A 23,997-nucleotide genomic window follows, 5' to 3' on the forward strand; every position below is an offset into this window, starting at 1 on the left:
GAGGTGATACATTGGACAAATTGGTGATCGAAGGCGGGAGGCCCTTGTCGGGATCCATACGTATCCATGGAGCGAAAAATGCCGCACTGCCTATAATGGCTGCAAGCCTGATGTGTGAGGGCCAGGTGCAGCTTCGCAATGTCCCTTGTCTGCTCGATATTGACGTGATGCTCGGCATACTGAGCCGACTGGGATGTGTAGCAGTTCAGCAAGGTGATACCATCAACCTTGACACTAGTGGAGCCAATTCTAGCCATGTGCCGGAGGACTTGATGAAGCAAATGAGATCGTCTATTTTCCTCATGGGTCCTTTGCTGGCTCGGTTCGGAGAGGTTTGCATCTATCAGCCGGGTGGTTGTGCGATCGGGGAAAGAAAGATAGATTTGCATTTACGGGGGCTTGCGGCGCTCGGAGCAAAAATTGAAGAGAATGATCATCAAATATGGTGCAGGGCCACCAGGCTGATTGGCAATGATATTCATCTGGACTTTCCCAGCGTCGGGGCGACGGAGAATATTATGATGGCCGCTGTGCTTGCTGAAGGAACAACCGTTATTACCAATGCTGCACGTGAGCCTGAAATTCAGGATCTGCAGCGCTTCTTGAATATGATGGGGGCTAACATTATCGGCGCCGGAACAGATACGATAACGATTCAGGGGGTAGCTTCCCTCGAGCCCTGCGAGTATGAGATTATTCCTGACCGGATTGTCGCAGGAACCGCGTTAATCGCGGCGGCGGCAACACGGGGAAGCATAACGGTGACACATAGCAATCCTGCTCATCTAACGTCTCTGATCCATGTGCTACGCCGCTCTGGTGTTCAAATAGGTGCAGATAATGATATAATATCCGTGAGCAGCAATGGAAGGCCCAAAGCGGTTGAGAAGATTATTACTTCTCCCTATCCTTCTTTTCCGACTGATCTTCAGTCCCAGGTGATGGTGCTGCTGTCTCTTGCGGATGGGCTTAGCCTGATGAAAGAGACGGTCTTCGAAGGCAGGCTCAGGCATGTCGATGAATTGGCGCGGATGGGAGCCGATATTTCGGTTGATTTGAATACGGCCTTCATACGCGGTGTACCTAGATTATACGGAGCGACAGTAGAAGCGACTGATTTGCGGGCAGGTGCCGCATTGGTCATTGCCGGTCTTGCCGCTCAGGGCAGGACAGTCGTGGAACAGATTCATCATATCGATCGTGGATACGAACACATTGAGCAGATGTTTGGGCGGCTGGGGGGCGTTATGCGCCGGGAAAATACCGCGCTGAAACAATTGGACCTAGCTTAAAAGATTTGGTGCCTGGATTCCCCTCCCGTGGAGGGGATATAAGGCTTTAGTGCTGGAAACTGGTCTTTGAACAAGTAATTGAAAGTGTCGTACTTTTGGAACATGCGCTTATGGTAGTATCGAAATTATGTTTATATTAAGAATAGTATTTTGCGGAGAAAGAAAATATGATATTAAAAGTAAATGTGCCTATTCTTAAGGAGCCAACATCGAAAAAGAAAAGCAGCCGTAAAATTATGGTGATTCTCATTTTTTTATTTATTGCCATACTATGCGTCCTTTTTTTTCGCTCCTCATTAAGTAAAATCTCGGACATTAAGTTTCAAGGCAATATATTTGCGACGGAGAAAGAGATGCTGAGTATCAGCGGTCTTGAGATTGGTGAGCCCTTCTTCGGGACAAGCTCTGACAAGATTGAAGCAAGGCTCGCCAAGCTTTCATCAGTCGAGACGGCTACGGTTAAGAAGTCGTTCCCCGGATCAATAACGATCACGATCAAAGAATACCCTCTGGCCGCTTATCAATTAACTTCGGATGGCTCGCTCAAGGGGTTCTTGGCGAATGGAACGGTTATCGAAATGAAGAACGGGACTATGCCGATGGAGAAGCCGATTCTGACGGGGTGGGAGTCCGATGATCCTAATCTAGGTAAGCTGTGCACGGCATTGGCTCAAATTCCAGACTCGCTGACTTCGGATATTTCCGAGATCACCCCTTCGCCAACATTGTCCTATCCTGACCGGATCAAGATTTATACCAGATCTCATTTTGAGGTGATATCTGCGATCTCGTTACTGCCTGCTAAGGTTGAATATATGAATATGATTCTGGAAGTTCAGGATCCAGGGACATTAACGATGCTGGAGGCCGACTCCTATGTGCCTTACAGCCAGGACAGTAGTGAAAATGATACTACTCATCAGTGACGATCAATGGTAAAATACATTTTATGGACAAGTTTCCTTTCTCCTTCTTTTTTCTTCATGTTTTTTGCATAATTGGCGATCGCGATAAGTCGCGTGTATAGTATTTGTGTAGGTGGATATGTTTATCGTCCTTCATGTAAAACTTGGAGATTAAAAAATTTGTAGAAAAAAGAGGGAAAGGTTAACTGACGTTGAATTATTTAGAGAGTATATTTTTAATGCTATTATATTTATTTGGAAATAGGAGGTGCCAAGGGCTTGAGCAACAATGACATCATTGTTAGTTTGGACATCGGTACATCCAAAGTTCGTGCTATTATAGGGGAAATTAATAATGGATCCTTTAATATTATTGGGGTTGGATCTGCCGACTCGGAAGGTATTCGCAAAGGTGCGATTGTAGATATTGACCAGACCGTACAATCGATTCGCAGTGCTGTGGATCACGCGGAACGGATGGTAGGTATTCAAATATCAGAAGTATACGTCGGCATTTCGGGTAACCATATCGGACTCCAAACGAGCCATGGAGTAGTAGCCGTACAAAATGAAGACCGGGAAATCGGTGAGGAAGATATTGAACGTGTTCTTAAGGCAGCGGAAGTGATTGCTTTGCCTCCGGAGCGGGAGATTATCGATGTGGTCGCCAAGCAATATGTAGTTGACGGTCTGGAAGGGATTAAGGATCCACGTGGAATGATTGGTGTTCGCCTCGAGGTAGAAGCTACGATCATTACTGGGAGCAAGACAGCGATACATAACTTGCTTCGCTGTGTCGAGAAGGCGGGACTGAAAATTCACGATCTGGTATTACTATCCCTGGGAGCCGGTCAACTTGCTTTATCCAAAGACGAGAAAACGATGGGCTCTGTGCTGGTAGACATTGGTGCCGGGTCCACAACGATCGCTGTGTTTGAAGGCGGCACGATCGTTGCGACATCCACGCTTCCGATTGGGGGAGAATTTATAACGAATGATATTGCTTACGGTCTCCGCACACTGACGGATCAGGCGGAGAAGGTTAAGCTGAAGTACGGTTGTGCCTCGATTGAAGATGCCGCGCCGGACATCACGTTTAAAGTAACCAGGATCGGCAGCAATGTGGACAAGGAATTCACACAGGAGGATCTTGCCGCGATCGCCGAACCTAGGGTACAAGAAATTTTTCAGTTAATTCGTGATGAAGTAAGGCGACTCGGATATAGCGATATGCCCGGAGGATACATTCTTACGGGTGGCACGTCATCGATGCCAGGCTTATTAAAGGTTGCTCAGGAAGAATTGTCGACCTCTGTGCGGATTGCTGTACCCGATTATATCGGTGTTCGGGATCCAGGATTTACGGGTGGTGTCGGAATTCTCTATAAAGTCATCAAGAATATTCGGATTCGCAGCAATGCAAGCCCTAAGAAAGTTACAAACCGTACTAAACCTGTATCCACGCAGGAAACGACAAGGAAAACAGGGATTATGGAACGTTTGAAAAACCTATTTAGTGAATTCATATAATTGGTTCTGAGGAATGGACGAGCCATCCATGCACAATGAGGGGGAGATGGAAGAGTATGTTAGAATTTGACTTTGAAATGGAGAGCTTGGCTCAAATTAAGGTCATCGGTGTAGGCGGTGGCGGAAGCAACGCTGTGAACCGAATGATCGAGAATGGAGTACAGGGCGTAGAATTCATTACTGTGAATACGGATGCTCAAGCCTTGCATTTGGCTAAATCCGAGCATAAATTGCAGATTGGGGATAAGCTGACGCGCGGTCTTGGCGCTGGAGCCAACCCGGAAGTGGGCAAGAAGGCTGCTGAAGAATCCCGTGATTTGATTGCTAATACTTTGAAGGGCGCCGATTTGGTGTTCGTTACGGCTGGTATGGGTGGCGGTACCGGTACTGGTGCTGCTCCTGTTATCGCTGAGATTGCCAAGGAGTGCGGCGCACTGACAGTCGGCGTTGTGACCCGTCCGTTCACTTTTGAAGGACGTAAGCGTCTTTCGCATGCTGAAGCAGGGATTGAAGCTTTGAAAGAGAAGGTAGATACGCTGATCGTGATTCCGAACGATCGCCTTCTCGAGATAGTTGATAAGAAGACTCCAATGCTGGAAGCATTCCGTGAGGCCGATAATGTACTTCGCCAAGCGGTGCAAGGCATCTCTGACTTGATCGCAGTACCAGGCTTGATCAACCTCGACTTCGCTGACGTGAAGACGATTATGACCGAGCGCGGATCAGCACTTATGGGTATTGGTCTGGCTACTGGCGAGAACCGTGCTTCTGAAGCTGCGCGTAAGGCGATTATGAGCCCGCTGTTGGAAACTTCTATCGAAGGCGCCCGCGGCGTAATTATGAATATTACAGGCGGTTCCAACCTGTCCCTGTATGAAGTCAATGAAGCGGCCGAGATCGTGTACGCTGTTTCAGATCCGGAAGTGAATTTGATCTTTGGTGCTATCATTGATGAGAACTTGAAGGAAGAGATTAAAGTAACGGTTATCGCAACAGGCTTCGAGAGCAAACCTGTCGTGAATCCTGGACGTGTGAATCCGACCGGCAATGTCTCGGAGGTACAGGAAAGCCGTTCGAACAATGGGCTCCGTCCATTCGGACATCAGAATAGCTCGGATCAATTGGATATTCCGACTTTTCTCCGCAATCGATCCCGCAAGGAGTAGATAACCTGAACAATAAGTCTTCCCCAAAGACCTTATCCCTTTTTAAAGTGGATAAGGTCTTTTTTTATTTTCTTCTGTTTTATTGCTGTGTCGCGGCAAAATCTAGCGAATCGATGGGCTCGACAAAATTAGTGCGAACTTTCATTCAATTTTAGACAGACTTCACAGATAGATGCCTATATACTGTTAACCATCTACGTGTTGGAGGTGCTCGTTACAGCTTCTGAATGTACGTTACTGCACTTCCTGACTTACCTCATAAGAGGACTTTATGAACTACTACTCTTCAAATAGGCGAGTTCAAAAAGGCTGATTTCCAAAAGATTGGATGCAGCTAGGGTCTACAAAAGCTGACTTTTTGAACTACCTCTAGTAGAAGGGTGTTGGGCGGTGAACGGGGCTGGTTGTATACATCGATTTAATATTTTTGCTCAATCTGCTGATCGATGCGAGTCTGCTTCTCGTTACTGCCTGGATGAGAAAACAAAAAATTGTGCTCTGGCGGCTCGCAGCTTCGGCTGCATTTGGGGCTGCTTATGTCGTTATGATGTTCTTGCCGGAACTATCATTCCTCTATACCTTCCTTGTGAAATTTCTATTCTCGGTCGCCATGCTATGGATCGCCTTCGGTTTCAAAAGTTTGCAATCCTATTTGCGAAATTTGGGGGCTTTCTACATGATCAACTTCGTAGCAGCCGGGGGAATATTGGGAATTCACTATTTGCTGCAAAGCTATGGTGAGGTGTTCAATGGGATCTGGTACTCCACCTCAGGGGGGCTTAGCTTCTCGCTGAAGGTAGGAACATTATTCATGATTATCGCCTTCATTGCGGTGTTGCTGTGGTTCCGAGGAGTGATGTCTGCACGCCGTAGATTGGAACGGATCGATACCTGTCTAGCGGAAGTCACTGTACGAATTGATGATACTACGATTCATTGTACAGGATTGATCGATACCGGTAACCAGCTTAATGACCCCTTTAGTCGTCTGCCGGTTATGGTGATGGAAGCATCACTCTGGGAACAATACTTGCCGGATACATCGGGCAGCAGATGGAGTATGGAGAATGCGGACAACCTCATTCTCACTTGGAGTGATGATGAAGCGTTCCTATGGCGTGATCGATTGCGTCTTATTCCTTATCGTGCAGTTGGCAAAGGAACACAGTTCATGATCGCATTGAAGCCGGATGAAGTATGTGTAATTACAGAGGGGAACAAGGTCATAACGACCCGGGTTCTCATTGGTCTTGATGGAGGAGTTCTATCTACAGACGGGGTGTACCGGGCGATCATTCATCCGGCATTAACGGAGGGTAAGCAGAGCGATGAAAGTCCGGTTAAGGCGGCAGGACCGGATGAAATGAGAATGAATTCTGCCGGCTAAAACAGGAACGGTACATGGGAGGATCAGGAGCATGCGTGTAAAGTGGAAGTTGATCTTGCAGCTGCAGTACTATCGGATGCTATTTATACTAGGACTCAAGAGTGAAGAAATCTATTATATCGGCGGAAGCGAAGCTCTGCCACCTCCATTGACGCGTGAGGAAGAGGAGTACTTATTGGAACGTCTCCCTTCAGGGGATTCGGCGATTAGATCGATGTTAATCGAACGTAACTTGCGGCTTGTTGTCTACATCGCTAGGAAGTTTGAGAATACAGGTATTAACATTGAAGATCTCGTCTCGATCGGGGCGATTGGATTAATAAAAGCGGTAAATACGTTTGATCCAGAGAAGAAGATTAAGCTAGCTACCTATGCCTCTCGTTGCATAGAGAATGAAATATTGATGTATTTGCGCCGCAATAGCAAGATCCGTACGGAGGTGTCTTTTGATGAGCCGCTGAATATCGACTGGGACGGCAACGAGCTGCTCCTGTCGGATGTGCTTGGTACGGAGAATGATACGATCTATCGCAACATTGAAGAACAAGTAGACCGCAAGTTGCTGCATAAGGCGCTTGATAAGCTGAGCGACCGAGAGAGGATGATTATGGAGCTGAGATTCGGTCTGGTAGATGGTGATGAGAAGACGCAGAAGGATGTTGCTGATCTTCTGGGCATCTCCCAGTCATATATTTCGAGACTGGAGAAGCGCATTATTAAGCGGCTGCGTAAGGAATTTAACAAAATGGTATAGTTCGAGAGGGGCATCCCCAGGCTAAGCTTGTCCTCTCGAAGGAGGAATAAAAATACAGTCCAAGGAGATACTTATCATTAATGTTTCTCCTTGGGAGGTAAGACACGATGACCCGTAACAAAGTCGAGATTTGCGGCGTTGATACCGCAAAATTGCCCGTTCTAACCAACGCGGAAATGCGTGAATTGTTCCACTCTTTACAGCAGGATCACGTAAGATCAGCCAGAGAAAAGTTAGTGAATGGCAACCTCAGACTCGTGCTGAGTGTCATCCAACGTTTCAACAATCGGGGGGAGTATGTAGACGATCTGTTTCAAGTCGGCTGCATCGGACTTATGAAAGCCATCGATAATTTTGATCTATCGCAGAACGTCAAATTTTCAACCTATGCTGTGCCAATGATTATCGGAGAGATTCGCCGCTATCTACGCGACAACAATCCGATCCGTGTATCGCGCAGCCTGCGTGACATCGCCTACAAGGCGCTGCAGATGCGGGACAGCTTAACGAACCAGAACTCTCGTGAACCGACGATATTTGAAATATCCGAGGCGCTCGGATTACCTAAGGAAGATGTTGTGTTTGCACTGGATGCGATTCAGGATCCCGTCTCTTTGTTCGAGCCCATCTATCATGACGGGGGCGATCCGATCTATGTTATGGACCAGATTAGCGACGACCGGAACAAAGACGTGTCATGGATTGAGGAGATCGCCCTGCGCGAAGCGATGCAGCGGCTTGGCAATCGCGAGAAGATGATTCTGTCAATGCGCTTCTTCGAAGGCAAGACGCAGATGGAGGTAGCTGATGAGATTGGTATCTCGCAGGCCCAAGTATCCAGACTTGAGAAATCCGCTATCTTACAAATGCAGAAGCATGTAAAGTCTTAGCCTAACTTATGTAAGAAGACCCCTGTGAACAAGGGGTCTTTTCTATTTTTGCGGCTTGTACATCGTTACAGACAGTGCTTTTCTACACGTCCCGGTCATATGATATAGGAGCGAGAGGCTGTGGCGAGGGGGCGCAGGCAGTATGGAGAATGTAGTGAGGGCGAGTATGAAGATATCGGACTTTCAGACGAAGGAAGTTATCAATGTGATCGATGGGAAGAGACTTGGTCATATTAGTGACCTAGAGCTTGATCTCCGCCAGGGAATCATTGAGGCGATCGTAATCCCTGTCAACACGAAGTTCATGGGCATTTTCGGAGGAGGCGCCGATCTTGTTATTCCGTGGAAGAACATCGTCAAGATTGGGGCAGATGTCGTATTGGTAAAAATGGACGAATTGCGAGAGCCCAAAGTTCAACAGCAGTATGAGACAACCGTCTATATCGAACGGGACGGAAGAGCCGAGCGCCGCAGCTAATCGCTGCGGCTTTGTTTTGAGCTTGGGAGTATCTAATTATGTTACACTGTAATAGTATAATAGTGCGTGTTTCAAAAAGCCGGCGGTTTTTTTGAACAACCTCATTAAAATGAAGGTTCAAAAAGATCGGTTTTCAGCACCGAGAAGGTTGGATAAAGCCAGGGTCTGAGGAGCGGAGCGTACGTAGTTTGTACGTGAGCACCGGAAGGGCCGGGTGAATTCAAGATTCGATGTCGAGTTACTTCTCGATTCACTTCGTGTTAGATATAGAATTTATTCGTTATCAGCGGAGGCTGATGAAATTCTATATCGCAAGAAAACCAACCACTGGATCGCGGTCGCTCATCCTAGGATTACATCGATCGGTTTTCTTATCAAAAGCGGTTTTTTTGAACAACCTCATTAAAATGAAGGTTCAAAAAGATCGGTTTTCAGCACCGAGAAGGTTGGATAAAGCCAGGGTCTGAGGAGCGGAGCGTACGTAGTTGGTACGTGAGCACCGGAAGGGCCGGGTGAATTCAAGATTCGATGTCGAATAAGCTTTCAGTATTACTTCGTGATCAAAAGCGGTTTTTTTGAACAACTTCTAATATGTAAATGAGTGAGGGGATGAATGATGGAACCATATATTAGGAACGATAATGGAAAGCAGCCAGAGCGATACGAGCTTCATTCCTGGCAGCTTATGATGCCTGACTTGAGCGCGGGCTTTAGCAGCAGACACGGCGGGGTAAGCAAAGCCCCTTATGATAGTCTTAATTTGGCCTTTCATGTTAACGATGATCCAGAGGCGGTCCTGCAGAATCGAAGATTACTTGCCGAATCGCTTGGATTTGAACCGGAATCTTGGACCTGTGGACAGCAGGTGCATGGGAATCGAGTGGCAGTGGTGAGCGCAGAGGAGCGAGGGAAGGGATATCTGGACATGGCAGGTGCCTTGCAGGATTGTGACGGACTCGTTACAAATGTTCCTGGAATTCTATTGACGTCCTTCTATGCGGACTGTGTCCCATTATACTTTCTCGATCCGGTCAAGCGGGTTGTCGCTCTTGCCCACGCAGGTTGGAAGGGAACCGTTCTGCGTATCGCTGAAGCCGTGATCGGTACGATGAAGAGTGAGTTCGGCTCTGCTCCGGACCATATTCATACGGCTATTGGTCCTAGCATTGGGGAATGCTGTTACGAGGTTGATGACGTGGTTATGTCCAGGGTCCGGGAGACACTCGGAGAGATTGGGGCGTCCGGATTGATTACAGATGTGGCCCAAACATCGCAAAATGAAGGAAAGTTCATGCTGAACTTGAAAGAATTGAATCGAATTATTATGATAAAAGCAGGAATATTGCCGACTCATATCGAATGTACATCATGGTGTACGAGCTGTCATCATGATAAATTCTTCTCTTATCGCAAGGAACAAGGGGTAACGGGGAGAATGGCGAGCTGGATTGGCATGAAAGAGAGGTGATCCTTTCTTGTCACTTCAAGATCGGATACAGCATGTAGAAGAACGCATTCAGGCGGCCTGCGACCGCAGTGGACACAACCGCAATGACGTAAATATCGTCGCCGTAACCAAATATGTGTCAGTTGAGATGACGCAAACAGTGCTTGACCAGGGGATTCTTCATATTGGAGAGAATCGTCCGCAGAATGCGATACCCAAATGGGAGGCACTGCAAGGCCGGGGAGCATGGCATTTTATCGGCCACCTGCAAAGCAGAAAGGTTAAGGATGTCGTAGGTAAATTTAAATATATCCATTCCTTGGACCGGATTTCGCTGGCAGAGGAAGTGGACAAGCGGGCGGCAGCAAGCGGCGTAGAGGTGCTCGCTTTTGTACAAGTGAATGTATCAGGAGAATCTACCAAGCAAGGGCTTGAACCCAGCGAAGTCGAGGCTTTTCTGCAGGAAATGGAGAGATATACTCACATTAAGGTCATTGGGCTTATGACAATGGCTCCTATTGAGGAAGATCCGGAGCTGACCCGGCCCGTATTCCGCAGGCTCCGTGAATTGCGCGATGAGCTCAATGCTAAGATGGTTACACGTGAGCCGCTAACTGAACTGTCTATGGGAATGTCAGGTGATTTTGAAATAGCGATTGAAGAGGGAGCAACCTGGGTACGCCTCGGTACTATTTTAGTGGGGAAAGGGGAGGAAGATTAATGGGAGTTATGAACCGATTCATGAATTTCTTAGGACTCCAGGAAGAAGAAGAAATTGTGGAACGCGAAGGAATTTCTCAGTTGGAAGAGCCTGAGTATGAAACCCCCAGCTTTGAAACACGTAAGAATCAGAGAGGAAATAACGTGGTTAGCATCCATTCACAGAAAAATGTAAAAATGGTGCTGTACGAACCTAAATCCTATGACGAGGCTCAGGAAATTGCCGATCATTTGCGATCTCACCGCTCTGTCGTTGTTAATTTGCAGCGCGTCCGTAACGATCAGGCTATGCGGATCATCGATTTTCTCAGTGGTACAATCTATGCCTTGAGCGGCAGCATTTCGAAGATAGGCGGCAATATTTTCTTATGTACTCCAGATACTGTTGAGATTCAGGGAGCGATTACTGAGATACTATCTGAGGAAATAGACTATAACAGAATAATGAGGTGAGACAGCTTGTCTTCAGTTGCAATCAATAACGTTGTATGGATAGCGTATAATATTTATTTCACTATGATTTTTGTGTACATTTTAATGTCCTGGCTTCCTAATGCTCGTGATAGCTTTATCGGTGAATTGCTGGGGAAATTAGTAGAGCCGTTCCTGGCTCCTTTCCGCAGATTCATTCCCCCGATTATGGGGATGATTGACATTTCGCCGATTGTCGCGCTGTTTGTGCTTCGTCTGGCGGCCGTAGGACTAACCAGTGTACTCAACTATGTGTTCGTTGGGTAGTGGCGCCAATGAAGATAGAAGTTTATGAGCATTTCAAGCCAGAGGAGCGTCAATTTGTCGATCGCGCCTCCGAATGGGTCGTTAATGCCGGGGAATACCATGAAGTCAAGCTCACTGACTTTTTGGATCCGCGGCAATGTTTTATATTGGAGTCATTGACCAATCGCCACCCTGATGTCGCTGTGCGGATAGATGGCGGGTATGAAGGCGCGGAGAGGTGCCGCGCGTTCATCGCTCCAGACTATAGGGAGCTGGATCATGAGCCGATGAAGATGAAGGTGCTTAATATCACTTCGGGCGATCAGAAATTCATAACCCTACAGCATGGTGATTACCTAGGCGCTATTCTCGGTCTGGGACTTAAGCGCGATAAAATCGGTGATATCCAGGTGCATGAAGACGGCTGTCAAGTCGTCGTAACGGAAGAGATCGCTGACTATCTTGATCTTCATTTGCGCCAGGTACACCGGATTGGAGTTATGACTGAAGTGATGGAGTTGTCAGCACTAAGACCCGCGAATGCTGAACTTCAGGAGATGGATCTGACAGTCGCTTCATTGCGCCTCGATGGAATTGCCAGTGATGTATTCCGTTTGAGTCGTAGCAAAATACTTGTGCCTATCAAGGCTGGTCGCTGCCGGGTGAACTGGAAGACCGAGGAGGATCCTTCGGCTCCGTTAAAGGCCGGGGATATTGTCGCGCTGCAAGGATTTGGCCGTTTCAAAGTATTGGAGGCGGACGGAGTGACAAAAAAAGGCAGACTTCGTGTGAAAATTGGCAAATTTGTGTGAATCTCTAGCAGGAGATCAGGGATTGCTGTCGAAATTATCTAAACCTAGAAAATGATTTGTCCGATTGTATATTATATAAAGCAAATATCCTTCCGAAGAGGAAAAAATCGAATTCTATTGGAGGTGCGGTTATGCCATTAACACCGCTGGATATACATAACAAGGAGTTTTCCAGACGGATTCGCGGTTATGATGAAGATGAAGTTAATGAATTTCTGGATCAGGTCATCAAAGATTATGAAATAGTAATTAGAGAGAATAAAGAGCTTCAAAATCAGCTGCTCTCGATGCAAGATAAGCTTGATCATTTTTCCAATATTGAGGAAACGCTGAGTAAGACGATTATCGTTGCGCAGGAAGCTGCCGATGAGGTTAAGAACAATGCCAAGAAGGAATCGCAGCTTATTGTGAAGGAAGCGGAGAAGAATGCTGACCGGATCGTGAATGAAGCATTGGCGAAGTCTCGCAAGATCGCAATGGAAGTAGAGGAGCTGAAGAAGCAGGCCTCCATCTATCGGGCAAGGTTCCGCACTCTGGTAGAAGCTCAGCTCGATCTGTTAAGTGGGGACGGCTGGGATACGCTAGAGACTCGCGAGCTGGAACGTTCGTATGATGGTGAACGCGAACGAGAGCGTGAACGTGAACGTGAAGCAAAGGAAATCTACTAGGAGTCGTTCAATTAGATCTGTCTATCCTGTAGGCTTGCAGGTTGACATCCGAATGACAATAAGTTATATATAATATCATATTGTGCAGCTGCTGCACACCAATTGAATTAGACATTTGATGATGGGAACAAGTACGTTGCGTATTTGATCTGCAGAGAGTTGGCATATGCTGAGAGCCAATGTTCAGGACGCAAGCGGAATATCCTCCCGGAGAAGCAGGGCTGAAGTTGAATTCTTAAGAAGTAAGCCTTTGCCGGCGGTCGGCCGTTATACCGAACCCATATGGATGTATGGAGCAGAGTGTCATATGGCTTGAGCGCACGAGCAACGCGTGCGACGTTGGCGATATGAAACAAGGGTGGTAACGCGAGTTAGAGTCTCGTCCCTTTTTGGGGCGGGGCTTTTTTTATTTTCCATGAAGAAGGGAAGAAATATTACGATGCAAAGAGTAGATGTCAAAGAAGGAGCGCGCAATCGCGATTTGCGCATCTTGAACAAGTGGACGAAGGAGGAGACGTTCAAGCGGAGTATCGAGAATCGTGCCGGCCGTCCGAACTATGTGTTGTTCGAAGGACCGCCAACCGCGAATGGTCTGCCGCATACTGGCCATCTGCTTGGGCGGGTAATCAAGGACTTTATCGGCAGATACCAGACGATGAAGGGATACCGCGTCGTTCGTAAAGCGGGCTGGGATACACATGGACTGCCGGTCGAACTTGGCGTGGAGAAGGAGCTTGGCATTTCCGGTAAGCAGGAGATCGAGAAATACGGTGTCGAGGAATTCGTGAAGAAATGTAAGGACAGCGTATTTGGCTATGAGAAGCAATGGCGCGAATTTACCGAAGCTATCGCTTATTGGACCGATCTGGATCATCCATACATTACGCTGGAAAATAACTATATCGAGAGCGTGTGGAACATCCTAGCCACGATTCATGAGAAAGGCTTGCTCTACCGGGGACATCGCGTCAGCCCTTATTGCCCTTGCTGCCAGACGACACTCAGCTCTCATGAAGTAGCGCAGGGCTATGAGGATGTAAAGGATCTGAGTGCCACGGCTAAATTCAAGCTGGATGACAGCGGTGAATATGTGCTCGCTTGGACAACAACGCCATGGACTTTGCCAGCGCACGTCGCTCTGGCGGTTAATCCAGAGATGGAATATGTACGGGTGAAGCAAGAGGATGGAGTATATATCGTCGCCAAGAATCTGGTTGAGAAGGTCATGAAAGGCGACTACAGCATTGTATCGAGCCTTAAGGGAAGCGATCTGGTCGGCAAAACCTATACGCCGCCATTCTCTTATATTCAGGCTGACAAAATAAATGTCATTGTCGGTGCTTCTTATGTTACCGATACTAGCGGTACAGGTATTGTCCACATGGCTCCTGCCCACGGTGAGGATGACTATCGGACCTGCCGTGAGAACGGAATCAGCTTCGTTAGTGTAGTGAACGGTCAGGGCTGCTATACAGATACAGTGAGCGATTTTGCCGGACGCTTCGTTAAGGATTGCGATCTGGACATCGTCAAGACGCTGTCTGAGAAAGGGCTTCTTTACAGTAAGGAAAAGTACGAGCACAGCTACCCATTCTGCTGGCGCTGTAAATCCCCATTGCTCTATTATGCGATGGAGAGCTGGTTCATTGAGACGACCGCGGTCAAAGATCAGCTGATCGCCAATAACAATACGGTGCAATGGTATCCTGAGCACATCCGTGATGGACGTTTCGGCAAATTCCTTGAGGAATTGGTCGACTGGAATATCAGTCGTAACCGTTATTGGGGAACGCCGCTGAATGTCTGGGTCTGCCCGGATTGCGGCGGTCAATTTGCTCCACACAGCCTTGCTGAACTTCGTGCTCATGCAGTAGGTGAGGTTAGCGAGAATCTGGAGCTTCATAAACCGTACGTGGATGAAGTGAAGGTGGGCTGCCCGCATTGTGAAGGCGGCGTTATGGAGCGGACCTCGGAAGTGATCGACGTCTGGTTCGATAGTGGCTCCATGCCATTTGCCCAGCATCATTATCCGTTTGAAAATGAGGATACATTCGCTAGCCAATTCCCGGCAGATATGATTTGTGAAGGGATTGACCAGACACGTGGCTGGTTCTACAGCTTGTTGGCCGTATCAACCCTGTTCACCGGTAAGGCGCCGTACAAATCGGTTATCGCTACAGGTCTTGTCCTCGATGAGAACGGCTTGAAGATGTCGAAATCGAAGGGTAATGTTATTAACCCTTGGGATATCATTAATGAGCTGGGAACAGATGCCTTCCGCTGGTCGCTGCTGTCCGATAGCGCACCATGGAATAATAAGCGCTTCTCCAAAGGGATTGTAGCTGAATCCAAATCTAAAGTGGTGGATACACTTGTTAACACACATGCGTTCCTGACCCTTTATGCTGGTATTGATGGATACAAGCCGGAAGAGCACCCTTACCGTCCTTCCAGTAATAAGCTGGATCGCTGGGTTCTGTCCAGACTGAACAGCCTGATTCGTCTCGTTGACAAAGGTGTTGCTGTTAACGACTTTGTGAATACGTCAAAAGCGATTGAAAACTTCATCGATGAGCTTAGTAACTGGTACATTCGTCGCTCGCGTGACCGCTTCTGGGGTAGCGGACTTGGGGAAGACAAACTGTCGGCTTATCAGACATTGACTCATGTGCTGCTGACCTTGTCTAAGCTGATGGCACCTTTCACACCTATGCTGGCCGAGGACATCTTTACGAATCTGGGTGGAGGAGAGAGCGTGCATCTTGCTGATTATCCAGTTTGTGATGAGGCGATGATTGACGAGGCGTTGGAGCAGGATATGGAGACAGCGCGGCAGATCGTCGAGCTGGCTCGTAACGTCCGTAATGAGACGGGCATCAAGACGCGTCAGCCGCTCTCCAGCTTGATTGTCTCTATGAATCGTGACTTCGCGCTTTCAGAGTACGAAGGGATTATCAAAGATGAGATCAATGTGAAGCAGATCGAAGTAGAGCACAGCGATAGTGGATTTGTTGACTTTACGCTTAAAATGAATCTCCGCGTTGCCGGTAAGAAATATGGCAAGAACATTGGCTTCCTGCAGAATCATCTCAAGAACCTGGCTGCTGATCAGACGCGTCAGATCGTTACGGATGGTTATATGAATATTACTTCACCTGAAGGTGAGGAGCTTCATATTACTTCTGAGGAATTGCTAGTTGAGAAGCAAGCTAAATCAGGCTTTGCCTCTGCGTCAGGCTATGGCTTGACCGTGGCGCTTAATACGGACATTACTGCAGAACTCGAGCAAGAGGGATGGGTACGTGAGGTTGTGCGTGCTGTACAGGATACACGGAAGAAGCTTGACCTGCCGATTGAGAAGAGAGTTCATCTAACGCTGGATGTAGATGATGAGCTGAAGGCCGCGATCGTCGCTTTTGAACATGTGCTTCGCGAGAATGTACTGATCACCGATGTGTCGTTCGGCAAGCCAGCTGGTTCGGAGACGATTGAACTTGGCACGAAGACCATTGGAGTTCACATCGAAGCTTAAACATCAAAAGCGGAATTTTGAACTTCCAAGTTTCAATAAAAGTGCAAAATGTCGGTTTTCAGCACCGAGAAGGTTGGATGAAGCTAGGGGTTGAGGAGCGGAGCGTACGTAGTTGGTACGTGAGCACCGGAGGCCCCGGCTGAATTCAAGATTCAAAGTCGAGATTACTTCTTGATTCACTTCGTGATCAAAAGCGGAATTTTGAACTTCCAAGTTTCAATAAAGGTTCAAAAGTCCGGTTTTCAGCACCGAGAAGATTGGATGAAGCTAGGGGTTGAGGAGCGGAGCGTACGTAGTTGGTACGTGAGCACCGGAGGCCCCGGCTGAATTCAAGATTCGAAGTCGAGATTTCTTCTTGATTCACTTCGTGATCAAAAGCGGAATTTTGAACTTCTTCTTAGGCTATAATAACAAATAACCCAAAGAACGAGCTTGGGGTGCTCAAGGCAGTACCCAAGCTCGTTTCTTTATGTGTAACGGAGGTGCCCGGAATGATTCGGCGTAAAGGAAGGCCAAATGTCAGCCCGGAGAAAACAGACGCTGAAGATCCGACTCAGCTTACAGCAATACCGGAGACATCCGAAGAGCAAATCAGAGACATGTATAATCTAACCCTAAAGTGGACGCAGCAGCTTGAAAGATCGCGAATTGCCCAATATACCGAGCTGCTGAACCGTCCATGGCGTCTTATTTGGCTCAATATATTATCAGGTACGGCACGCGGCGTTGGAATTGCCGTGGGTTTTACTTTTTTTGCGGCAACTATTATTTATGTTTTACAGGTGTTAGGGGCATTGAATTTGCCGATTATTGGAGATTATATCGCCGATATTGTACGGATTGTTCAACGCCAGCTTGAGCTTAATACGTATTAGGACCGCCTTCCAGCTCGTCGTCATCTACATAATCGCCGGCATCCATTGATTGCTTCCAGCTTTTGCTACGATAAAAGCAGACATTCTCACCATATATATCGGTAGCGATGAAGCTCTCCAATGGTTCAACAAATCCGTCCAGCTCTGTCGAGGCTTCGATCTCCATATCGTTATAATCCGATATATCTCGACCTTCGGCCATAGCTGGTGTATTAGAGCTTCCAAAACTTTCGACAATCTGCCAGGCATCTTCACCATCGAACCCGTTATATTCGTGTTCATCCAGACTGCTTCGTCCAAACGGGGGATACAGAAATTGTTCTTCGACAGGACGTGCTATAGAGTGAAAGGTCTGCGGGCTATGCTCTTTACAGTACATGGTCTCGGGGATTGCGCTTAGACGCTCGAAGCTGATCGGCTTGCCGCAGGTGACGCATATCCCATACCTACCTTCATCCATCATTCGTAGGGCCGTTTCAACACGGGTTTGTCGCAATTCGTTATGCTCCACTAAGGCTAGGTCCTTGCCGCGTTCAAATACTTCTGATCCAAGATCCCCCGGATGATTATCTAGGGTAGATAGCTCATTTGTGGTGTCGCGTAGTGAATCCTGCAGCCCGTAATGATCATTATTAGTTAGCCTCTCTTCGATGTCATGTAGGGAGTTGTTCAATTTGGCTCTTAGCTCAGCAAGCTGTTGCTCGGATAAATGGGGCATAATCGGAAACTCCTTTCTCAGGAAAGACCATTAGGAAATTTGTTATAGTGTATGCTCAAAAAGGTTAGACTTTATGAACAACCTCTTATAGCGATATTTTGCGCAAAACCGCAGCGTTTTACCTGAGGAAAATCCTTTCGCGCATGGACGGTTTTCCTGTTGCTATGCTACAATAGACAGGTCTTGCATGTGGTGAATCCTGCCGATAATTCAGCAGGGAAAAGAAAAAATGAGGTGAATTCCCGCGTGATTTATTTTTTGATCGCATTGGTTGCGTTTCTAATTGACCAAGGTACGAAGTATTTAATCGCCACTCAATTAATGATTGGTGAGCAGATTCCGGTGATCGGCAACTTCTTCCTCATTACATCAAGCCGTAATCGCGGCGCAGCATTCGGTATTCTGCAGGAGCAGCGTTGGTTCTTTATCGTGGTTACAGTGGTAGTGGTAGTAGGTATCATCTGGTATTTGCAGAAAATCAGACGTACAGGCAAAAAAATGTTGTCTATTGCACTCTCGCTGGTGCTTGGCGGCGCAGTTGGGAATTTCCTGGACCGTGCGGTTAGTGGCGAGGTTGTCGATTTTTTGCAGTTGAATTTTGGTTCGTATACATTTCCGATCTTTAATATTGCGGATTCATGCATTGTGATCGGTGTTATTCTTATTGTGCTTGATTCCTTGCTTGACATTCGCAGAGAGAAGCAAGCATCAAGTACAGGTCAGGAGCAAGAGGAACAGCTATGAATTTGGAAGAGCAAGAGTGGACCGATTCTGAACTTCAGTCGTATGAATGGGAAGCGGCTGAGAAGAACAGGATCGATAAGTTTGTCAAAGAGCAGCTTGGAGAAGAGTATTCACGCAGTGCGATCCAGTTATGGATTGAGGATGGGCATATCCTTGTCAATGGCGAATCTGTAAAAGCGAATTATAAAGTAAATACGGGAGATCAGGTGACACTGACCATACCGGAGGCGGAATCGGCAGAGATCATTCCTGAGGATATACCCCTCGATGTGTACTATGAAGACGCGGATGTCATCGTCGTAAATAAGCCGCGGGGGATGGTTGTGCATCCGGCTCCAGGTCATTCTTCAGGGACGCTGGTTAATGCCTTGATGTTTCATTGCAAGGACTTATCAGGTATCAATGGCGAGATTCGTCCAGGAATTGTCCACCGGATTGATAAGGATACTTCCGGTCTGTTAATGGCAGCCAAGAATGACAAAGCACATGCTTCATTAGCTGCTCAATTGAAGGAGCATTCCGTTACGCGTAAATATTATGCTTTGGTCCATGGCAACTTGAGTCATGATCAAGGTACGATTGATGCACCGATTGGACGTGATCCTCATGACCGTAAAATGTACACGGTGATTGAGAAGAACAGCAAGCAGGCAGTAACGCATTTTCATGTGGTGGAACGGTTTGGTGACTACACGCTGGTTGAGCTTAAGCTGGAGACTGGGCGGACGCATCAAATTCGGGTTCATATGAAATTTATCGGTCATCCTCTGGTAGGTGATCCTATGTATGGGCGGAGTAAAGGAATCAAGATGGATGGACAGGCTCTCCATGCCGCCGTTCTCGGGTTCATTCATCCTTCCAGCGGACAATATATCGAGTTCACAGCTCCGATTCCTGATGATATGGAAATGTTGCTGCAATCGCTCCGCAGCCGCTAGTTCGCAACAAAGAATAAAGCAGTCCCTCCGGTTAGAGGATTATTCAAATCCTATGCCAGAGAGGCTGCTTTTTGTATTTTCGTAATTTTTGGTATATGGGGGCCTGTGTCCATCCCCAATGATTAATTCCAATATTTAAATTATCGCCCCAAGAAGTATGACAAAGTAACCAGACCATAGATATGCAGCGGATAGTATAGATAGAAAAAGTACTTCATGCTTCTGCCTTTCTCACGGTTGTACAGCAGCAGGAACGGCAACGCCAATATCATTAGCCATTGAATATCGCTTGCCAACAATGTCGAGACAGAAGAGTAATCGACACTTAAGAAAAAATAGACTGCTGAAGATATCAGATAAAAGACGCCTAATTTTATTTTGCTTCTTCCAAACAAATAAAATCCGAGTCCTAATAAGATAAGAACGTAACCGCCTTCCGTAAACAATATGGATGGGAATGCAGTCATTATAAATTTAAAAAGATAAATCATATAAAGATGGTCAAAGCCCGTATTTGTTATAGCGAAAATCAAAGCAGAGCTAATAAACGGCAACAGGGTCAGCAATGAAAATCCCAACACTTTGTAATATTGCTTTGCTTTTAAGCTGGACACGACCTTTTCAAATCCATAAATAAACAGGCAAATGATAAATAAGGTGGAGAAAATATTGTTAATGATGATACCGCCGCTCTTTAATGGGAAGTATGCATTCATGATAGCATTTCCGATATTCATGATTAACGATCCGATCCATAATCTAAGCATATACTTCTCGCGGTTGCGGGTATACCTCATGCCCTCTGTAACCATAAATATAAAAATCGGTGCGGCGATTCTCCCTATAATGTTGAAAGCGAGCGGAACTTCATACACACCTTGAAATGCAAAATGAATGTGATCAATTGTCATGAAAATTAGTGCCAGTAGCTTGATCTGAAAGCCGTTTAAACCTTTTTGCAGCATTTAGTTTCCCCCGAACGCAGTATTAAATTTATTGTTGCAAGTTCTAACTCTTTCCAACAATCTTACCGGCCGCAGGTTAAATTAGAGGCAGGGAATGTTTAATTTTAGTTAAAATTACGCTTAAGCTAAAAAGTACAAACGATCCGGTGATTAATCCATTCTCTTGAGGCGCGTTTTACAGCATATTTAATACTGCTAACGCAATGCATTCTGCTATGCGATGCAGTAGTTAATAAATACGAACTGGAACGGATGTTCATAAGGAGATGGAGAAGCAAAATGAGCATAGAGATGTATCAAGAGACATATATCCAACAGCAGTTCGCAGAGCGTATCGGTGGGGCGAACTATGGTAAAGATACAGCTATTTATAAATTTGAGAAAATAAAGCGGGCAAAGGCTGCAGCGAAGAAAGGACGGCCTGAGTTGGAATTAATCGATATGGGCGTAGGCGAGCCGGACGATATGGCTGATAGCGCTATTGTAGCTAGGCTGGCGGAAGAAGCAAGCAAGCCGGAGAATCGGGGATATGCGGACAACGGTATCGCAGATTTTAAGACCGCTGCTGCCCGCTATTTGCAGGAAGTATTTCAGGTTGAAGGAATAGACCCAACAACTGAGATTGTCCATTCCATCGGCTCCAAACCAGCATTGGCCATGCTGCCGACCTGCTTCATTAATCCTGGTGATATTACGATTATGACCGTACCAGGTTATCCGGTTCTTGGTACTCATACGCAATATTTGGGCGGAAGTGTGTACACCGTACCACTAACAGAGGAAAATCATTTTCTGCCTGATCTTGCTTCGATTCCGGAAGATATCGCCGTAAAGGCCAAGCTGCTCTACTTGAATTATCCTAACAATCCAACCGGAGCTTGTGCTACTGTGGAATTCTTCGCGGAAGTCGTCGCCTGGGCTCGCAAATATAATGTTGTTGTCATTCACGATGCGCCTTATGCAGCATTAACTTATGATGGTATTCGGCCGCTCAGTTTCTTGTCTGTGCCTGGAGCGAAGGATGTAGGTATTGAACTGCATTCACTCTCGAAATCATATAATATGACCGGTTGGCGAATCGGTTTTGTGGCAGGTAATCCATTAATCGTCAAAGCATTCAGCGACGTGAAGGATAACAACGATTCAGGGCAATTTATCGCTATCCAGAAGGCTGCTGCCTACGGTTTGGCCCACCCGGAGATTACGGAAGCCATCGCTGCCAAATACTCAAGACGCCACAATCTTTTGGTGGCTGCGCTTAATGATCTCGGATTCAGAGCCGTGAAGCCGAAAGGTTCTTTTTTCCTTTATGTAGCGATTCCGAAGGGAGTTGCAGGCGGTCCGAAATTTGAATCGGCGGAAGACTTCTCGCAGTATTTGATTCGGGAGAAGCTAATCTCCACGGTTCCGTGGGATGATGCCGGACATTATGTCCGCTTCTCAGTCACTTTTGAAGCTCACGGAGTTGAGAAGGAGCAGTCTATCATTGCTGAAATCAAACGACGTTTGAGTGAAGTGAAGTTTCAATTTTGAGAACCATATAAGAGAGAGAGTATATACAAACAGCGTCATTCCTTCATTTTTGGGGAGTGACGCTTTATTTATGGAAATAGAGAGGAAAAATTATATTGAATATTTATTAATTTTAACGTATATTTATAACCAATGAATCACATCTCACTCCAGCAGGGATAGGGCTGAAAATTTCTCAGCCGAAAACCTTGTTTTTCCAGGCGGACTATCTTGACACAGAAGTCGCAATCTGTCATAATTCTCATGAACGAAATAGCACCTTTAATTCAGTCCCGTGAGACTGGCAAGGTAACGTGAAGGGAATACCTGGGCACACTAGTATATAGTGATTATGTCCGGGATCCTTATGACAGTCATGGTTATTTACTGTGGCCAAGAGACTCCTTGCCTGATCCAGGCAAGGAGTTTTTTTATGCGCCTTTCACGGAACCGGATTAATTTAATCCCGAGGAGGCATTTGAGATGGAAGTAGAAAGCCATGTCATTATGGATGAAACAGCGATCAGGCGGGCGCTGACGAGAATCGCCCATGAGATTATCGAACGTAATAAAGGAATTGAGAATTGTATATTAGCTGGAATCAAGACCCGTGGGGTGTTCCTGGCTAAGCGGTTGGCTGAGCGGTTGGAGAATATCGAAGGTGTCTCCATCCCTTGGGTTGAGCTGGATGTGACCTCTTACCGGGACGATCGTTCCAGTGAAGAGAGAGGAACAGAGAAAGCTAATTTCCCAGTTTCCATTCACAGCAAGGTTGTCATCCTGATTGATGATGTTCTGTACACGGGACGTACGATACGGGCGGCGATGGACGCAATTATGGATTGCGGACGACCAGAAGCCATTCAGTTAGCAGTACTAGCTGACCGTGGGCATCGTGAACTCCCAATTCGTCCAGATTATATCGGTAAGAACGTACCGACCTCGAGGGCCGAAGAGATTGAGGTGCTCTTGCAGGAGAACGACGGAAGCGACGAAGTCAGAATTTCGCAGCAACGGGGAGGACACTAAAATGATATCGACCGTATCGGCTTTGAAGGAACGCAGCTTACTCGGATTAAAAGATTTAAGCGCAGCTGAGATTAATTCGATCCTGGAACGGGCAGCGTTCTGGGACAGTCAGACAGATAAAGTAGTTCCAGCACTAAAGGATAAATTCGTGGCTAATATGTTTTTTGAAAGTAGCACACGCACTCGCTTCTCTTTTGAAATGGCACAGAAAAGGTTGGGCGCGGAGGTTCTTAACTTCTCAGCGACCGCTTCCAGCATAGAGAAGGGAGAATCCATCTACGATACGGTCCGTACGATAGAATCAATGGGAGTCGATGCAGAAGTCATCCGGCTCACGCCTTCGGGCGTGCTGGAGGGACTTGCAGAACGACTCTCCATCCCACTGATCAATGCAGGTGACGGTAGAAATGAGCATCCTACACAGGCGCTGCTTGATCTATATACAATGAAGCAGCATTTTGGAGACTTGAGAGGCCTTAAGGTATCGATCATCGGCGATATTGAGCATAGCCGGGTAGCACGCTCCAATCTATGGGCATTACAGAAATTCGGAGCAGATGTGAAGTTCTGTGCACCCGAAAATATGCGAGCACCAGAGCTGGCGGAATATGCTCCTTATGTTTCGATGGAAGAGGCGGTCTGCGCCGATGTCATTATGATGCTGCGTGTGCAGCTGGAACGGCATACGGAAGGATTGTTCAAATCTAAGGATGATTATCGTATGCAGTATGGTTTAACCGAGGAAAGAGCAGGTAAACTTGCTCCCCATACAATCATCATGCACCCTGCACCGATGAACCGAAACGTGGAGATTGATGACGCGGTGGTAGAGCATGCGCAGTCGAGAATTTTCAAACAAATGGCGAACGGTGTACCCATTCGGATGGCCGTCATGGAACGGGCGATACAGTAGGTCCG

23 protein-coding genes and 1 other annotated feature are annotated in these 23,997 nt (G+C 46.8%); of the genes, 21 read left to right on the plus strand and 2 right to left on the minus strand.

Annotated features, from left to right (window positions below; translation table 11 throughout):
- Window positions 1-11 precede the first annotated feature (11 nt).
- The 16 genes from murA (at window position 12) to EI981_RS08695 (ending at window position 17,173) form a co-directional block, all read left to right on the plus strand.
- Window positions 12-1,292: a UDP-N-acetylglucosamine 1-carboxyvinyltransferase gene (murA, locus tag EI981_RS08620; RefSeq protein WP_126997249.1), complete on the plus strand. Its 1,281-nt coding sequence runs from the start codon at window positions 12-14 to the stop codon at window positions 1,290-1,292.
- A gap of 170 nt (window positions 1,293-1,462) precedes the next feature.
- Complete coding sequence (locus tag EI981_RS08625) at window positions 1,463-2,218, plus strand: cell division protein FtsQ/DivIB (RefSeq protein WP_418789063.1); 756 nt, start codon at window positions 1,463-1,465, stop codon at window positions 2,216-2,218.
- Between the two features lie 258 nt (window positions 2,219-2,476).
- Complete coding sequence (ftsA, locus tag EI981_RS08630; RefSeq protein WP_126997253.1) at window positions 2,477-3,727, plus strand: cell division protein FtsA; 1,251 nt, start codon at window positions 2,477-2,479, stop codon at window positions 3,725-3,727.
- 56 nt (window positions 3,728-3,783) lie between these two features.
- The gene (ftsZ, locus tag EI981_RS08635; RefSeq protein ID WP_126997255.1) at window positions 3,784-4,893 is read left to right on the plus strand and encodes a cell division protein FtsZ; all 1,110 of its coding nucleotides are present in this window, start codon (window positions 3,784-3,786) and stop codon (window positions 4,891-4,893) included.
- A gap of 400 nt (window positions 4,894-5,293) precedes the next feature.
- A complete protein-coding gene (spoIIGA, locus tag EI981_RS08640; RefSeq protein ID WP_126997257.1) occupies window positions 5,294-6,280 on the plus strand; it encodes a sigma-E processing peptidase SpoIIGA in 987 nt (328 codons plus the stop codon).
- A 31-nt stretch (window positions 6,281-6,311) separates the two neighbouring features.
- The gene (gene sigE / locus EI981_RS08645; protein WP_068782039.1) at window positions 6,312-7,034 is read left to right on the plus strand and encodes an RNA polymerase sporulation sigma factor SigE; all 723 of its coding nucleotides are present in this window, start codon (window positions 6,312-6,314) and stop codon (window positions 7,032-7,034) included.
- 107 nt (window positions 7,035-7,141) lie between these two features.
- Window positions 7,142-7,924: an RNA polymerase sporulation sigma factor SigG gene (sigG, locus tag EI981_RS08650; RefSeq protein ID WP_068782038.1), complete on the plus strand. Its 783-nt coding sequence runs from the start codon at window positions 7,142-7,144 to the stop codon at window positions 7,922-7,924.
- Between the two features lie 142 nt (window positions 7,925-8,066).
- On the plus strand, window positions 8,067-8,402 hold the full coding sequence (locus EI981_RS08655; RefSeq protein WP_068782037.1) for a YlmC/YmxH family sporulation protein: 336 nt from the start codon (window positions 8,067-8,069) through the stop codon (window positions 8,400-8,402).
- 616 nt (window positions 8,403-9,018) lie between these two features.
- Window positions 9,019-9,870 (plus strand): peptidoglycan editing factor PgeF, encoded by an 852-nt coding sequence (pgeF, locus tag EI981_RS08660; protein WP_127004491.1) that lies wholly within the window; start codon window positions 9,019-9,021, stop codon window positions 9,868-9,870.
- 7 nt (window positions 9,871-9,877) lie between these two features.
- Window positions 9,878-10,570 (plus strand): YggS family pyridoxal phosphate-dependent enzyme, encoded by a 693-nt coding sequence (locus EI981_RS08665; RefSeq protein ID WP_126997259.1) that lies wholly within the window; start codon window positions 9,878-9,880, stop codon window positions 10,568-10,570.
- Window positions 10,570-11,022, plus strand: a complete 453-nt coding sequence (locus tag EI981_RS08670) for a cell division protein SepF (RefSeq protein WP_126997261.1) — start codon at window positions 10,570-10,572, stop codon at window positions 11,020-11,022. Before EI981_RS08665 ends, EI981_RS08670 begins: the two co-directional genes overlap by 1 nt.
- A 63-nt stretch (window positions 11,023-11,085) precedes the next feature.
- Entirely contained in the window at window positions 11,086-11,307 is a 222-nt protein-coding gene (locus tag EI981_RS08675) for a YggT family protein (protein ID WP_068782521.1), read from the plus strand.
- Window positions 11,308-11,315: 8 nt separating this feature from the next.
- On the plus strand, window positions 11,316-12,098 hold the full coding sequence (locus tag EI981_RS08680) for a YlmH family RNA-binding protein (RefSeq protein WP_126997263.1): 783 nt from the start codon (window positions 11,316-11,318) through the stop codon (window positions 12,096-12,098).
- 131 nt (window positions 12,099-12,229) lie between these two features.
- The gene (locus tag EI981_RS08685) at window positions 12,230-12,766 is read left to right on the plus strand and encodes a DivIVA domain-containing protein (protein ID WP_126997265.1); all 537 of its coding nucleotides are present in this window, start codon (window positions 12,230-12,232) and stop codon (window positions 12,764-12,766) included.
- A gap of 109 nt (window positions 12,767-12,875) precedes the next feature.
- Window positions 12,876-13,156 (plus strand) — a binding site (T-box leader).
- 49 nt (window positions 13,157-13,205) lie between these two features.
- A complete protein-coding gene (gene ileS / locus EI981_RS08690; protein ID WP_126997267.1) occupies window positions 13,206-16,298 on the plus strand; it encodes an isoleucine--tRNA ligase in 3,093 nt (1,030 codons plus the stop codon).
- Window positions 16,299-16,789: 491 nt separating this feature from the next.
- Window positions 16,790-17,173: a DUF5665 domain-containing protein gene (locus EI981_RS08695; protein WP_126997270.1), complete on the plus strand. Its 384-nt coding sequence runs from the start codon at window positions 16,790-16,792 to the stop codon at window positions 17,171-17,173.
- Here EI981_RS08695 and EI981_RS08700 read toward each other — a convergent pair.
- A complete protein-coding gene (locus EI981_RS08700) occupies window positions 17,160-17,891 on the minus strand; it encodes a TraR/DksA C4-type zinc finger protein (RefSeq protein ID WP_126997272.1) in 732 nt (243 codons plus the stop codon). The two genes, EI981_RS08695 and EI981_RS08700, sit on opposite strands and share 14 nt — an antisense overlap.
- A 246-nt stretch (window positions 17,892-18,137) precedes the next feature.
- On the opposite strand from EI981_RS08700, the gene lspA reads away from it, so the two are divergent.
- Window positions 18,138-18,635 carry a signal peptidase II gene (gene lspA / locus EI981_RS08705; protein ID WP_126997274.1) on the plus strand — a complete coding sequence of 166 codons (498 nt, stop codon included), beginning with the start codon at window positions 18,138-18,140 and terminating at the stop codon, window positions 18,633-18,635.
- Window positions 18,632-19,573: an RluA family pseudouridine synthase gene (locus EI981_RS08710; RefSeq protein WP_126997276.1), complete on the plus strand. Its 942-nt coding sequence runs from the start codon at window positions 18,632-18,634 to the stop codon at window positions 19,571-19,573. Before lspA ends, EI981_RS08710 begins: the two co-directional genes overlap by 4 nt.
- A gap of 140 nt (window positions 19,574-19,713) precedes the next feature.
- Here the strand turns inward: EI981_RS08710 and EI981_RS08715 are convergent, their stop codons facing one another.
- Window positions 19,714-20,538 carry a TraX family protein gene (locus tag EI981_RS08715; protein ID WP_126997278.1) on the minus strand — a complete coding sequence of 275 codons (825 nt, stop codon included), beginning with the start codon at window positions 20,536-20,538 and terminating at the stop codon, window positions 19,714-19,716.
- A 279-nt stretch (window positions 20,539-20,817) separates the two neighbouring features.
- Here EI981_RS08715 and EI981_RS08720 point away from each other — a divergent pair, with 279 nt between their 5' ends.
- The 3 genes from EI981_RS08720 (at window position 20,818) to EI981_RS08730 (ending at window position 23,992) form a co-directional block, all read left to right on the plus strand.
- Complete coding sequence (locus tag EI981_RS08720; protein WP_126997280.1) at window positions 20,818-22,071, plus strand: LL-diaminopimelate aminotransferase; 1,254 nt, start codon at window positions 20,818-20,820, stop codon at window positions 22,069-22,071.
- Window positions 22,072-22,533: 462 nt separating this feature from the next.
- Window positions 22,534-23,079 carry a bifunctional pyr operon transcriptional regulator/uracil phosphoribosyltransferase PyrR gene (pyrR, locus tag EI981_RS08725; protein ID WP_126997282.1) on the plus strand — a complete coding sequence of 182 codons (546 nt, stop codon included), beginning with the start codon at window positions 22,534-22,536 and terminating at the stop codon, window positions 23,077-23,079.
- A 1-nt stretch (window position 23,080) separates the two neighbouring features.
- On the plus strand, window positions 23,081-23,992 hold the full coding sequence (locus EI981_RS08730; RefSeq protein WP_126997284.1) for an aspartate carbamoyltransferase catalytic subunit: 912 nt from the start codon (window positions 23,081-23,083) through the stop codon (window positions 23,990-23,992).
- The last annotated feature ends 5 nt before the right edge of the window (window positions 23,993-23,997 follow it).

This window comes from Paenibacillus lutimineralis (assembly GCF_003991425.1).
Taxonomy (GTDB): Bacteria; Bacillota; Bacilli; order Paenibacillales; family Paenibacillaceae; genus Fontibacillus; species Fontibacillus lutimineralis.